The organism is Dietzia timorensis (assembly GCF_020742175.1).
GTDB lineage: Bacteria > Actinomycetota > Actinomycetes > Mycobacteriales > Mycobacteriaceae > Dietzia > Dietzia timorensis_A.
This window is the reverse complement of sequence record NZ_DYXM01000041.1, coordinates 14,230-27,047: the sequence shown is the minus strand read 5'-3', so window position 1 is coordinate 27,047 and position 12,818 is coordinate 14,230. Positions and strand designations below refer to the sequence as shown.

The window sequence follows — 12,818 nt, the reverse complement described above, 5'->3', positions numbered from 1 at the left end:
CCGAGGTCGGCGACCGAGAGCCCGGCGGCCTCGGCGAGGCGCGCGGCCTCGGCGGTGGCGGTGAACGAGACGAAGTGAAGCAGGTTGCGGGCGAGCTTCATCCGGGTGCCGGCGCCCGGGTCGCCGGCGTGTACGACGAGCCCCGCCCACAGCTCGAACGCGGGTTTGACCACCGCGAAGTCGGCTTCAGAGGCGCCGACCATCGTCGCGAGGTTACCGTCTGCCGCGCCGGCGGCGCCGCCGGAAACCGGAGCGTCGACGAAGCCGACTCCGCGCTTGGCGCACAGCTCCGCGAGCTCCACGGCCGTCGAGTCGGCGATTGTCGAATGCACCGCGACGACGAGTCCCTCTCGCGCGTGGGCGAGAAGGCCGTCCGGGCCGGCGACAACGTCGCGTACCTGCGCATCATCGAGAACCGTCACAGACACGAGGCCGCAGCTTGCGGCGAGTTCCGCGGGTGTGCCGCTGCGGGCGCCCTTGTCGAGGAACGGCGCAACCGCGTCGTCGCGGACGTCGCACACGATTAGGCCGCCGGACCATTCGAGCAGCCTCGTGGCCATCGGCGCGCCCATGTTTCCCAGTCCGATATAGCCGACGGGATCGGCGCCCTGCCTGGTGGGACTTCCGACGTCATTCGTGTGGGGCATGTACTTTGCTCCTTTTCGGATCAGGGCCGGAAGACCTGGCCGCCGTCGACGTTGACGATCTGCCCGGTGACCCACGCGGAGTCGTCCGAGAGGAGAAACAGCAGCGCGCCGGTGAGGTCCTCCGGGGTGCCGATGCGCGGAAGCGGCAGCTTGGACACCATGTCCTTGACGATCGACTGCGGCGTCGAGCTGCGATTGGCGGCGGTGTCGATCGGGCCGGGGGCTATCGCGTTGATGCGGATCCCGGAGCCGCCGAGCTCGGTGGCGAGCTGCTGGGTCAGCGCGTTCACCCCGGCCTTCGCGAGGCCGTAGAAGTTCGAATACATGTACGCGGCGGTCGAGGTCTGGTTGACGATCGAGCCGCCGCCGCGCGCCTGCATGTGCGGCAACGCCGCGCGCACCATGTTGAGCTGGCCGTCGAGGTTCACGGACATGAACTTCTTGTAGTAGTCCCAATCGACGGTGATGAGGAAGTCGAGACGCATCCCGCCGAAGATCGCCGCGTTGTTGACGAGAAGATCCAGACCGCCGAACTCGTCGACTGCACGCTGGGCGCACTGCGCGCCCGAATCGACCTCGGCGATGTCGACCTGCTGCGCGACCGCGGACCCGCCTGCGGCGTTGATCTCCTCGGCGACCCTCGAGGCCGCGTCGATGTCGAGGTCGGCGCAGACGACGGAGGCGCCTTCGGCCGCGACGGCGTGACTGTAGCGCGCGCCGATGTCCCCGGCCGCACCGGTGACGACCGCGACCTTCCCGGAAAGTCGTTTCGCGTTGGACTGTGGAGTGCTCACGTTGGCGTTCCTCTACTTCTGTCTTGGGTGTCTTCGGGTATGACGGCGGAGGTGCGGCGATCAGCCGGGCGTCCCGACCGCCTTGGTCTCGAGGTACTCGGTAAAGCCCTCGACGCCCATCTCGCGGCCGATTCCCGACTGTTTGAATCCGCCGAAGGGGACGTCGACGCCGTACCACTGGGCGCCGTTGACGCCGAGTGTTCCCGTGCGCACCGAGTCGATGACGTGCTCGATGCGCGCCGGGTCCGATCCCCACACCGCGCCGGAAAGTCCGTAGGGCGAGTTGTTGGCGATATCGATCGCGTGCTGGTCTCCGTCGTGCGCGAGGATGACGAGGACGGGGCCGAAGATCTCCTCCTGGGCGACGCGAGAGGACGGGTCGAGCCCGGAGATGAGGGTCGGGGTGAACCAGAACCCACCCGTCTTGTCGGCCGGCGCGGCGCCGCCACATTCGATGGTCCCGCCCTCGGCGCGGGCGAGCTCGATATAGCCAGCGATCCGGTCGAGCTGGCGCGCGGAGATGATCGGCCCGCACATCGTTCCCGGGTCGCGGGGATCGCCGGGAGCGAGACCCGCGAGCGCGGACTTCGTTAGCTCGATGGCCTCGTCGAGCCTCTCGCGCGGGACCAGCAGGCGTGTGGTGAGCGCGCATCCCTGGCCGGCGTGCATCGACGCGTTGACCGCCGTCATCATGCAGGCACTGCCGAGGTCGGCATCGTCGAGCACAATCGACGCGGACTTGCCTCCGAGCTCGAGAAATACCCGCTTGAGGGAATCCGCGGCCGTGCGCATGATCGCCTTGCCCGTTGCCGTCGATCCGGTGAAGGACACGAGGTCTACGCCCGGCTCGCGGGTGAGCTGCGCGCCGACCTCATTGCGCGAAGAGGTGACGACGTTGAGCACCCCGGGCGGCAGGTCCGTGGCACCCGCGAGCTCGCCGAGCATCGCGGCGCACCACGGGGTGTCAGGCGCCGGCTTGAGCACGACCGTGCATCCGGCGGCCAACGCGGGGCCGATCTTGGCGAAATTGATCTGGTGCGGGAAGTTCCACGGAGTGATCGCCGCGACGACGCCGGCGGCTTCCCTGCGCATCTCCCTTCGCGAGCGCAGGCCCATGACGTCGGCGGTGCCGAGATCGGTGCGCCACTCGAAGCCCTCCAGCAGATCGGCCCAGTAGTCGAGCCCCGCCACTGGCCCCTCGAGCTGCGGACCGGTGGTGAGGAAATGCTCCGCGCCGACCTCCGCGATGGTGAACTCGCGGATCTCTTCGAGTCGGGCGTCGATCGCCTCGCGCAGCTGACGCAGGCAGCGGGCGCGGAGGGCGTGATCGCGCGACCACTCCGTGTCGTCGAACGCGCGACGGGCCGCGGCGACGGCGGCAGAGGTCTCCTCCTCCGTGGCGTCGGCGGCGTGGCCGATCACCTCGCCGGTGGAGGGATCGAGGACCGGATAGGTGCCCCCGGAGGAGTCGCGCAACTCGCCTTCGATGAACAGTCTCGAAGTGTTCTCGGGGAAGAAACTCACGTGCATAGGCCTTTCGCGACAGTGTCCGGCGTGGTCTGAATTGGGTGTGATGCGAGCCTAGACCGTCGTCTAGACAGCTGTCTATAATTCCTCGTAATTCGATAAAACTCCAAAAATTGATTGTTGTTGCCACCAATCTGGAGTACTGTCTAGACAGATGTCCACCAGTACGAAGTTCGAATCCCCCCGCCGGCGACTGTCCGACCAGCAGGCCGAAACCGTCGCCAAGCTCACTGCGGCCGCGCTCGAGGTGCTGCGGGACAAGGGGCATTCCGGTCTCACGGTGCGGGAGGTCGCCAAGACTGCCCGCGTGGCGCCGGCGACCGCCTATACCTACTTCTCATCGAAAGAGCACCTCGTCGTCGAGGTGTTCTGGCGCAGGCTCAGCGAGCTTCCGGAATCCGAGGAGGAGAGCGGGTCGGCTGCGGACCGGACTGTGCTCGTGCTGCGGCAGGTCGCACTGCTCGTCGCGGACGAGCCGGAACTGGCCTCGGCCACCACGGCCTCGCTCCTCGGGCCCGACGCCGAGGTCGACCACCTGCGCACACAGGTCGGAGTCGAGATCCGTCGCCGCCTCTTACGTGCGCTTGACGGCGCCGAGCAGGACATGCGGACCGTCGAGACCCTGGAGATGATCTATTCGGGCGCGCTTCTGCGGGCCGGGATGGGCTATTCAACCTACGAGGAAATGGCGGACTCGATCGAATTCGCCGCCCGGAAGATTCTGGAGTAACCATGCAGAAAAGCGACGAGCATACCGCCGGAACCTGCCCTTTCACCGGCGCGAGCGGCACCGCGGGATTCGTATCCGGTGGCGAGGGGCCGCTCGGCCACATGGACGAGATCTCCACCGATCCCATTGACCTGTTCTGGCGCGTGCGCGCCGAACACGGCGATGCCGGCGCCTTCCGTATAGCGGACCGCGATGTCGTGCTCGTGTCCGGCGCCGAAAACAACGAGGCCTTCTTCCGCGCGCCGGAGGAATCGCTCGACCAGGCCGCCGCGTACCCGTTTATGACACCGATCTTCGGAGAGGGCGTCGTCTTCGATGCCAGCCCCGAGCGCCGTTCGGAGATGCTCCACAACCAGGCGCTGCGCGGGGAGCACATGCGCAGCCACGCCGAGACCATCCCTCGCGAGGTCGAGCGGATGATCGCCGATTGGGGCGACGAAGGCGAGATCGATCTCCTCGAATTCTTCTCCGAGCTCACCATCTACACCTCGTCCGCGTGCCTCATCGGACGCCGCTTCCGCGACCAGCTCGACGGTCGGTTCGCCAAGCTGTATCACGACCTCGAACGCGGCACCGACCCCCACGCCTACATCGATCCGCACGCCGACATCGAGTCCTTCCGCAAGCGCGATGCCGCCCGCGAGGGTCTCGTCGAGCTCGTTCAGGAAATCATGGACGAGCGCATCGCGAACCCGCCGCAGGACAAGGCCGACCGCGACCTGCTCGACGTACTCGTATCGATCAAGGATGACGACGGAGTCCACCGCTTCTCGGCGAACGAGGTCACCGGCATCTTCATCTCGATGATGTTCGCCGGCCACCACACCACCTCGGGCACCTCCGCGTGGGTTCTGATCGACCTGCTGCGCAACCCCGAATACATGCAGGAGGTCCTCGACGAACTCGACGAGATCTACTCCGGCGGCGCAGATTATTCATTCCGCGCGCTGCGCCAGATTCCCAAGCTGGAAAACGCGATGAAGGAATCGCTACGCCTGCACCCGCCGCTCATCGTCCTCATGCGCGTCGCGCAGGAGGACGTCCAGATCGGCGACACGCTGGTGAAGAAGGGGCAGACGGTAGCCGCCTCACCCGCGGTGTCGAACAGGCTTCCCGAGGACTTTCCCGATGCCGAGTCCTATGACCCGGATCGGTACGCCGAAGGCCGGGAGGAGGACCTCGCGAACAGGTGGACGTGGATCCCGTTCGGTGCCGGCCGCCACCGCTGCGTCGGCGCGGCATTCGCCCAGATGCAGATCAAGGCGATCTTCTCGATCCTGCTCCGCAACTACACATTCGAACTGACGCAAGACCCTGATTCGTACCGCAACGACCATTCGAAGATGGTGGTGCAGCTCGCCCAGCCCTGCACTGTGCGCTACAAGAGGCGGAACCGATGAGCCACGTCGAGGTCGACTATGACCTGTGCCAAGGCCACGCCGAATGCGAGATGGAAGCGCCCGACTGGTTCACGGTGCCCAAGGGGCCCGATGCGAAGGTCCGAGCTCGCCGCGGAGAGGTGCCCGATGAGCTCATCGACGACGTGAAGAACGCCGTGAAGTTCTGCCCGGCTCGCGCGTTGCGCCTCGCCGAATAACCGATTCCCGCCGACGCCACGAACAGAACAGACCAGACAACCGTCACCGGACACCCTAGGAGCGCAACACACAATGGCCGACTTCGACCGAGACGAAATCGACGCGTTCATCGACGCCTGGATCGACGCCAATATCGCAGCCGAAAAGGTCCAGGACTGGACACCGCTCGCGGACTTCTATGAGGACGACGCCCACTACGGGTGGAACTACGGCACCAAGGACGATTTCATGGCCGTGGGTAAGGAAGAAATCCGCGAGCTCGCGCTCGGCCAGGAGATGAAGGGCCTCGAAGGGTGGAAGTACCCGTATGTCGCCCGGGTTATCGATACCCGGACCGGCGACGTCATCTGCCTGTGGCGGCAGATCGCCGAGGGCACGGAGGACCCGCGAACGGGCAGGCCCTACGAGGTGTACGGGCTCGGCGGATCGTGGTTCCGGTATGCCGGGAACCGGAAGTGGGCGTGGCAGCGCGACTTCTTCGACTTCGGCAACGTTGTCGACCTGTTCATGCGCATGTACGAGGCGGATGCGCTCTCGGACGGGATGCGCGAGCGCTTTGCTTCGGCAGGGGAGAAGCTCCCGGGCTGGTACCGCATCCACGAGGCGCCCAAATCGATTTGGCCCGTGGACGTCGGGGACTGACATGCGGGACCGGATCGACGAGCTCACCCACCGCGAACTCGCGACGCTCGTGCGCGAGCTGCTGCTTATCGGGCAGCTCGTTGATCGCGCCGGAATGCCGGCGCTGCTCGGCGAATTCGGGCTCGACGGCATGCGTGATGTCGCGATCGAGGAATGGCAGGCCGCCAGCCCCCACTACGCTCTACGGATGAAGAGGGCACTGGGGATCTCCGGCGATGGGGTCGCGGAAATCTTCAAGGGGTTCCAGCTCGACGTCGGCGCACCCCCGGAATTCATGGACTTCCGCTATATCGTGCACGACCACGACCACGGCGAGTTCTATCTCGACCACTGCGGGGCTCTCATGGATGTCGAGCCGATGGGCGAGGAGCTCGTCAAGGTGATGTGTCACGACATCGAGGATCCGACCTTCCCCGCGACCGCGTACGCGACGAACCCCCACGCGGTGGTCGAAGCCATTCATCGCCCGCCGCGCACACCGGCCGGGCGGACCCCGCACTGTCACTGGGCGGTGAGTATCGACGAGGACGCGCCGGCAGCGGAGCTGCCGTTCCCCGCAGCCGAATCGGCATCCAGCCTGGTGAACGGGATCGAATTCCCGGCACCGACGGCGCGCCCCGACGACGCCGGCGGGGAGCTCGAAGATTACTCCGGGCCGCTGCTGTCGGACCTGCACTTCCCCGACTTCACGCGGACCGCGCTCGTGCGGATTCTGCGAGAGGTGTATCTACAGATTCACCTGCTGGCCATTGGTTTCACCCAGGCCGTGCGCCGCCGTTCTGATTCCGAGACGAGTCTTCGTTTGGCCACCTACCAGTGCACCGGCATCGCCGGAGTCGCCACTGAACGGATCGCCGCGGCGCTTGGCGTCGTTCCGGCGGACGGACTCGCCGGGCTCGCTCGCGTCCTCGCCGTGCACCCCCTCCTCGCGCCGGTGCACTACACAGGCGCGTCGGTGGACTTCGACGATGACGGCGGAGCAGTGGAAATCCGCTGGGCGGCCGATGCACCGTGGTGGCAGGACGAGTGTTGGTCGGCCGCGCTCGATACAGGAGCGGCTGGGCCGATCGAGGCCGCCGCCAGGGGGCTCGACCCGCGCTACCGCGTGGACCTTGGGAGAGAGGGCTCCGCCGTCATCGCCCGGCTTACGCTCGGTTCCGAGGAAATCGCCGAAGGCGAGGAGGTCGCGGTGACGAGGATCAGCACCGGGGCCGCCTTCGAGTTCGGTGCCGTGCGCACCCCGCTGCCGCTGTTTCCGGTCTGAGACCGGAGTCAGGATCTAGCCGCTCGCTGTCCTGCGCGCCGTGGCTCTATGCCTCGACGCGGAATGACACGACCCGAGCGGAATAGTCGGGATGGAAGTCGAGGCCGGGAGGCATGGATGGCGTCTGTCGTCGGTCAGCGCCGTGCGACCGGCAACATCGCCGCGTTGCGGTCCGAGGAGTCGACGACCTCCTTGCCGAACGGGAAGCACGTGACCGGGATGAGCTTGAGGTTCGCCCAGGCCAGCGGAAGACCGATGATCGTCACGCCCTGAGCGACAGCCGTGACCACGTGACCGACCGCGAGCCACAGCCCGGCGACCACGAACCAGATGATGTTGCCGATGGTGCCCGCGCCCGTCGGCGCGCCTTTGTCGACGACCTCACGGCCGAACGGCCACAGCACGAAACCGGCGATGCGGAAGCTCGCGACGCCGAACGGGATGGTGACGATGAAGATGCACGCGACGATCCCCGCGAGAATGTAGCCGAGCCACAGCCATAGTCCGGCCGTGACGAACCAGATGATGTTGAGAATCAGGGCGATGAGTGAACGCATGCCCGCGATTGTAGTTTCGAAGCCCGTCACACAGCCGCCGCAGACCGGTCGCCCGGGGGTGGGTAGTGTCGCTCGCGATGGGAAATTCGGCACTCCGGAGCAGGCAGTGGGCGCTGCTTGCGTTGATCTTCGTCCCCGGGATCTCCATGGCCTCGTGGGTGACGCGCACCCCGGCGATCCGCGATCACCTCGGCGCGAGCACCGCGCAAATGGGCCTCATCCTCTTCGGGCTTTCGATCGGCTCGATGCTCGGCATCCTCTCCTCGGGCGCGCTCGTCGCCCGCTTCGGTGCGCGCGCGATTGCCGCGCTGGGCACCGTCGCAATCGTGGCTGCGATGCCCGTCATCGGGATCGGCACTCTTGCTGACGTCGCAGGCCTCGTCGCGCTCGGCCTGTTCTTGTTCGGCGCGGGCATGGGCAGCGGCGAGGTCGCCCTCAATGTCGAGGGTGCCGCGATCGAGGCGGCCGCCGAAAAGACCTTCCTGCCGCTCCTCCACGGCTTCTTCTCGCTGGGTACCGTGATCGGCGCGGCGGCGGGAATCACTGCGACCGCCGCAGACTTCGATGTGGTCACGCACATGCTGATCATCGGCGCCGTGACCGCCGCGCTGTTCGCCGTCAGCATCGGGCGGTTGCCCGCGGGAACGGGGAAGGCCGAACGCCGTCAGGGTAGAGGCGCGGAGCGAGACGAGGGTGCGCGGGCGCCGGGGGCACTTGTGCTCCTGCGCGACCGGCGACTTCTGTGCATCGGTTATATCGTGCTCGCGATGGCGCTGGCCGAGGGAACCGCGAACGATTGGCTGCCGCTGCTCATGGTCGACGGGCACGGTTTCGCACCGGCGATGGGCTCGACCGTGTACCTCGTCTTCGCCGCGGCGATGACACTCGGCCGGTTCTGCGGCGGCGCCGTCGTCGACCGCTTCGGGCGGGCGCCGATCCTCGCGGCGAGCGCGGTGAGCGCCGCACTCGGACTCGCGGTCGTGGCGTTCGTCGACGTGCCTTGGGCAGCGATGGCCGCGGTCGTGCTGTGGGGTCTGGGCGCCTCCCTCGGCTTCCCGGTCGCCCTGTCGGCCGCGGGCGGGTCGGCGACCGAACCCGGCGGGGCGGACGCGGCCGCGCGCGTATCGCTCTCCGCAACCATTGGCTACCTCGCGTTCCTCGCCGGCCCTCCGACGCTCGGACTCGTCGGCGAGGACTTCGGCCTACGCAACGCGCTCGTCATCCCGTTGGTCGCCGTGCTCGCGGCGATCGCCGCCGCGCCGGCGCTGCGCGGAAGCGCCGCCGAACGGGTCGTGGAGCCGCGCAGCACTCGGTCCGCGTCCTAGTCTCCTAGTCCATCGTGAGGTAGGCCGCGAGCGCTGAGGTGAGCGCGTCCATATCGGAGGCGCCGCACATCTCGCGCGCCGAGTGCATCGACAGCAGCGGCACGCCGACGTCGACGGTGTCGATGCCGAGACGGGTTGCGGTGAGCGGGCCGATCGTGGACCCGCACGGCACCTGGTTGTTGGATACGAAGTGCTGGTACGGCACTCCGGCCTCGCCACACGCGGCAATAAACATGGCGATGGTGGCCGCGTCGGAGGCGTAGCGCGCCTTGGCGTTGACCTTGATCACCGGCCCGCCGCCGACGTGCGGGTGGTGGGAGCGATCGTGCACCTCCGGATAGTTCGGGTGGCCCGCGTGCGCAGCGTCCGCCGACACGCAGCTCGAGCGCGCGTACATCTGCTTCTCCCGTTCGCTGTCCGCCCCGAGCGCCCACGCGGTGCGCGAGAGCACGTCGGCGAGCAGGGGACCGGATGCGCCTGAGGTCGTGCCCGAGCCGACTTCCTCGTGGTCGAATGCCGCGAGCACGGCGATATCGCTTCCTCCGCCGTCATCGGAAGGGGTACTTTCGCTTCTGCCGGCGAGGGCGAGCAGGGCCTGGAGTCCGGCGTAGACGCTGGTGAGATTGTCGAGCCGGGGTGCGGCGAGGAATTCGGAGCCCGCGCCGAACGCGGCGCCGCGCTGGGTGTCGCATGTGATGAGGTCGTGGGAGATGACCGGCGTGTGCGCAGGCGCCTTGCCCGCGCGCGTGAGCTCTTCGGTGAGCAGCGTGAGGAAACTGCCGGGGCGCACAGAGGCGCCGAAGATCGGCTGCACGTGCCGCTCCGGATCGAGCTTGAGCTCGGCGTTCGCGTTGCGATTGAGATGGATCGCGAGGCTCGGCAGCCGCAGCCACGGCCCGGTGCGCACGAGATGCGCCGAACCGTCGGCGAGCACGACGCGCCCCGCCATCTCCAGCTCGCGGTCGAACCAGGTGTGCAGCAGCGGCCCGCCGTAGATCTCGACCGGCGCCTGCTGCCAGCGCTCATACGCGAGCTCCCCGCGCGGTTTGAGCTTGAACCCCGGAGAGTCCGTGTGCGCGCCGATAATCCGGAAACCGCTGGATGACGGCGCCGTTGCCTGTGGCACCCACCAGGCCGCGATCGCGCCGCCGCGAATAAGGAAATGGCCGCCCGGGCTCGCGTCCCAGTCCGCGGTCTCGTCCTGCTCTTCGAACCCGGCGGCGAGCAGTCGCCGGCCAACCTCGGTGGCCGCGTGGTAGGCCGACGGGCTCGCGGCGATGAAATCGAGGAAGTCCTCGGAGTCGAAGTCGGCTTCCGGGTACGCGGTGTGTACGGAATTATCGGACGCGGGAGTGCTCATTCTTCTAGGCTAGCGGTAGCGCCGACGGATGCCGGCCGGACGCGAGGCGTGCGACGCCGGACGGACGTAGGACAGGCGAGGAGAGGGCAGCGATGGCCAAGGACGAGGCGTTGAAGACTGCGTCGCGCGCGCTGGCCGAGTCGCTGCCCGAGTATTTGCTGCCCGTCGAGATCCGGACGCGGGCGATGTTCGGCGGATACATGGTGTACGCGACCGTGCTCGATGCCGCAGACGAGGATTTCGTCTCGAACCCGGATAAGGAGCGGGGCGTCGCGGTGATCAACGACGGGCACCTGTTCCTCAAAAAGTCCGTGCTTGACGACCGGGTCGGCGAGATCGCCGAGCTCGCACCGATGTATCCGGGTGGGGCGAACATGTGGCGCATCGACGGCGCGCACCTCGATCCCGCCTCCGAGGTGCTGCGGGAGCTTATCGTCGACATGTGGCGGATCGAGCCGAAGAAGAAACCGCGGAAGCCGCGCAAACCGCGTAAGCAATAGACCTCGCGCACCGCGGGAGAAATAGGGAGAAGCCATGAAGTTCGAGATGCCCGGAAACTGCGGGAACTCCCCGCGCATGCAGACCGTCGCCGAGTTCGCCCGCGCGTGGGGAGAGGCCGATGCGGAATTCTTCGGTGAATGGTTTTCCCCGGAACCGGAGTGGGCGGTGCTGCCCGGGGAGGCAAGCACGTCCGACGTCATGAAAAACCTGCGCGGCGACCTTGCGGAGCTGCAGATCCTCGACGTGGTGACGCACGGGAAATTCGGTTCGGTCGACGGGGTCGCGCGGACCGAATCGGGCAAGCGGCTGCATTTTGCGCACTTTCTCGTGTTCACCTCGGCGGCGAAGAGCGGGAAGATCGCGTCGATACGTAGTTATCTCGTGGGCGCGTAGGTCCGCGCTGTCCCGGTCGGGCGGGGCGCGGACCACCCGGTCGAGCTTGGCTACGGCGAATGTCGGGGGAGAGGGCTACCGTGGGCGGCGTGAGTGAAAAGCCACTGATTTCGACGTTTGGAGAGCTGCGTGCCGCGGGGTACGCGGCAAAGGGACTGCGCGAGGAGATGCGCGAGAATCTCCTCACCGAGCTTGGCGCGGGCCGGGATCCGTGGCCCGGTATGCACGGATTTTCCCGCACGGTCGTGCCGCAGGTGGAGAGGGCGATCATCGCCGGACACGACATCGTGCTGCTCGGTGAGCGCGGGCAGGGCAAGACCCGCCTGCTGCGCTCGCTCGTCGGGCTGCTCGACGAGTGGGCACCGGTGATCGCGGGGTCGGAGCTCGGCGAGAGCCCGTTCGAGCCGATCACGGCCGCGTCGATCGCCCGCGCCGAGACCGAGGGCGACTCGCTCGCCGTCGAATGGCGTCACCGCTCCGAGCGGTATGTGGAAAAGCTTTCGACCCCGGACACCTCGGTCGCCGACATGATCGGCGACGTCGACCCGATGCGCGTCGCCGAGGGACGCCGCCTCGGCGATCCGGAGACCATCCACTACGGGCTCATCCCGCGCGCGAACCGCGGGATCGTCGCGCTCAACGAGCTTCCGGATCTCGCCGAACGGATTCAGGTCGCCCTGCTCAACGTGATGGAGGAACGGGACGTGCAGATCCGCGGCTACGTGCTCCGGCTGCCGCTCGACGTGCTCGTCGTCGCCTCGGCGAACCCGGAGGACTACACGAACCGCGGACGCATCATCACCCCGCTCAAGGACCGTTTCGGCGCGGAGATCCGTACGCACTACCCGCTTGAGATCGAAGACGAGATCGCGGTCATTCGTCAGGAGGCGGAACTCAGCGCGCAGGTACCGGAGGTGCTACTTGAGATCCTCGCGCGCTTCACCCGAGGGCTGCGCGAGTCGCCGGCCGTTAACCAGGCGGCCGGGGTGTCCGCGCGTTTCGCGATCGCAGGAGCCGAGACCGTCGCCGCTTCCGCGCGCCGCCGTGCGGCCGTCCGGCGGACCGACGAGGCGGTGGCCCGGTTGGTGGATACCGAGTCCGCGCTCGACGTGCTCGCCGGCAAGATCGAATTCGAGCCCGGTGAGGAGGGGCGGGAGACCGAAACCCTCGTGCATCTGCTGCGCATCGCCACGGCGGAGACCGTGCGCGAACATTTCGCTGGGCTCGACCTGGGGCCGCTCGTCGACGCGTTCGATGGCTCGCTTCTGATCACCACCGGTGGATCGGTGACGGCGCGCGAGTTCCTCGATTCCCTTCCCGAGCTCGAGGAGCCGGGACTTTATGAGGAGATCGCCAATCGTCTCGGCGCGAAGAACGAGGGTGAAAAGGCCGGCGCGATCGAGCTCGCTCTCGAAGGCCTCTACCTGGCACAGCGGTTGTCGAAGGACTCCGGCGACGGCCAGACGGTATACGGATAGCG

Annotated in this window: 14 protein-coding genes; 9 read left to right on the top strand and 5 right to left on the bottom strand. The window is 67.4% G+C overall.

Annotated features, from left to right (window positions below):
- The 3 genes from K8V11_RS02125 to K8V11_RS02115 all read right to left on the bottom strand — a co-directional run.
- The coding region (locus tag K8V11_RS02125; RefSeq protein ID WP_303910564.1) for an NAD(P)-dependent oxidoreductase at nt 1-647 on the bottom strand (647 nt) is incomplete at its 3' end.
- Nucleotides 648-667: 20 nt separating this feature from the next.
- On the bottom strand, nt 668-1,441 hold the full coding sequence (locus K8V11_RS02120; protein ID WP_303910563.1) for an SDR family oxidoreductase: 774 nt from the start codon (nt 1,439-1,441) through the stop codon (nt 668-670).
- A gap of 60 nt (nt 1,442-1,501) precedes the next feature.
- The gene (locus tag K8V11_RS02115; RefSeq protein WP_303910562.1) at nt 1,502-2,965 is read right to left on the bottom strand and encodes an aldehyde dehydrogenase; all 1,464 of its coding nucleotides are present in this window, start codon (nt 2,963-2,965) and stop codon (nt 1,502-1,504) included.
- A 157-nt stretch (nt 2,966-3,122) separates the two neighbouring features.
- Between K8V11_RS02115 and K8V11_RS02110 the strand changes: the two genes are divergently transcribed.
- The 5 genes from K8V11_RS02110 (at nt 3,123) to K8V11_RS02090 (ending at nt 7,202) form a co-directional block, all read left to right on the top strand.
- On the top strand, nt 3,123-3,698 hold the full coding sequence (locus tag K8V11_RS02110) for a TetR/AcrR family transcriptional regulator (RefSeq protein WP_303910561.1): 576 nt from the start codon (nt 3,123-3,125) through the stop codon (nt 3,696-3,698).
- 101 nt (nt 3,699-3,799) lie between these two features.
- A complete protein-coding gene (locus K8V11_RS02105) occupies nt 3,800-5,098 on the top strand; it encodes a cytochrome P450 (protein ID WP_303910565.1) in 1,299 nt (432 codons plus the stop codon).
- Nucleotides 5,095-5,295: a ferredoxin gene (locus tag K8V11_RS02100; protein ID WP_303910560.1), complete on the top strand. Its 201-nt coding sequence runs from the start codon at nt 5,095-5,097 to the stop codon at nt 5,293-5,295. Before K8V11_RS02105 ends, K8V11_RS02100 begins: the two co-directional genes overlap by 4 nt.
- A 73-nt stretch (nt 5,296-5,368) precedes the next feature.
- The gene (locus tag K8V11_RS02095) at nt 5,369-5,938 is read left to right on the top strand and encodes a nuclear transport factor 2 family protein (RefSeq protein ID WP_303910558.1); all 570 of its coding nucleotides are present in this window, start codon (nt 5,369-5,371) and stop codon (nt 5,936-5,938) included.
- Nucleotide 5,939: 1 nt separating this feature from the next.
- Complete coding sequence (locus K8V11_RS02090; RefSeq protein WP_303910557.1) at nt 5,940-7,202, top strand: hypothetical protein; 1,263 nt, start codon at nt 5,940-5,942, stop codon at nt 7,200-7,202.
- A 134-nt stretch (nt 7,203-7,336) separates the two neighbouring features.
- On the opposite strand, the gene K8V11_RS02085 is transcribed toward K8V11_RS02090, so the two are convergent.
- The gene (locus K8V11_RS02085) at nt 7,337-7,759 is read right to left on the bottom strand and encodes a YccF domain-containing protein (RefSeq protein ID WP_303910556.1); all 423 of its coding nucleotides are present in this window, start codon (nt 7,757-7,759) and stop codon (nt 7,337-7,339) included.
- Nucleotides 7,760-7,836: 77 nt separating this feature from the next.
- On the opposite strand from K8V11_RS02085, the gene K8V11_RS02080 reads away from it, so the two are divergent.
- Nucleotides 7,837-9,084, top strand: coding sequence for an MFS transporter (locus K8V11_RS02080; protein ID WP_303910555.1), 1,248 nt, complete (start codon nt 7,837-7,839; stop codon nt 9,082-9,084).
- Nucleotides 9,085-9,088: 4 nt separating this feature from the next.
- Here the strand turns inward: K8V11_RS02080 and K8V11_RS02075 are convergent, their stop codons facing one another.
- The gene (locus K8V11_RS02075) at nt 9,089-10,444 is read right to left on the bottom strand and encodes a M18 family aminopeptidase (protein ID WP_303910554.1); all 1,356 of its coding nucleotides are present in this window, start codon (nt 10,442-10,444) and stop codon (nt 9,089-9,091) included.
- A gap of 92 nt (nt 10,445-10,536) precedes the next feature.
- Here K8V11_RS02075 and K8V11_RS02070 point away from each other — a divergent pair, with 92 nt between their 5' ends.
- The 3 genes from K8V11_RS02070 to K8V11_RS02060 all read left to right on the top strand — a co-directional run bounded on the left by K8V11_RS02070 (nt 10,537) and on the right by K8V11_RS02060 (nt 12,816).
- Nucleotides 10,537-10,944 carry a hypothetical protein gene (locus K8V11_RS02070; protein ID WP_303910553.1) on the top strand — a complete coding sequence of 136 codons (408 nt, stop codon included), beginning with the start codon at nt 10,537-10,539 and terminating at the stop codon, nt 10,942-10,944.
- A 34-nt stretch (nt 10,945-10,978) separates the two neighbouring features.
- Nucleotides 10,979-11,338 (top strand): hypothetical protein, encoded by a 360-nt coding sequence (locus tag K8V11_RS02065; RefSeq protein ID WP_303910552.1) that lies wholly within the window; start codon nt 10,979-10,981, stop codon nt 11,336-11,338.
- An 89-nt stretch (nt 11,339-11,427) separates the two neighbouring features.
- The gene (locus K8V11_RS02060; protein ID WP_303910551.1) at nt 11,428-12,816 is read left to right on the top strand and encodes a sigma 54-interacting transcriptional regulator; all 1,389 of its coding nucleotides are present in this window, start codon (nt 11,428-11,430) and stop codon (nt 12,814-12,816) included.
- Nucleotides 12,817-12,818: the final 2 nt, after the last annotated feature.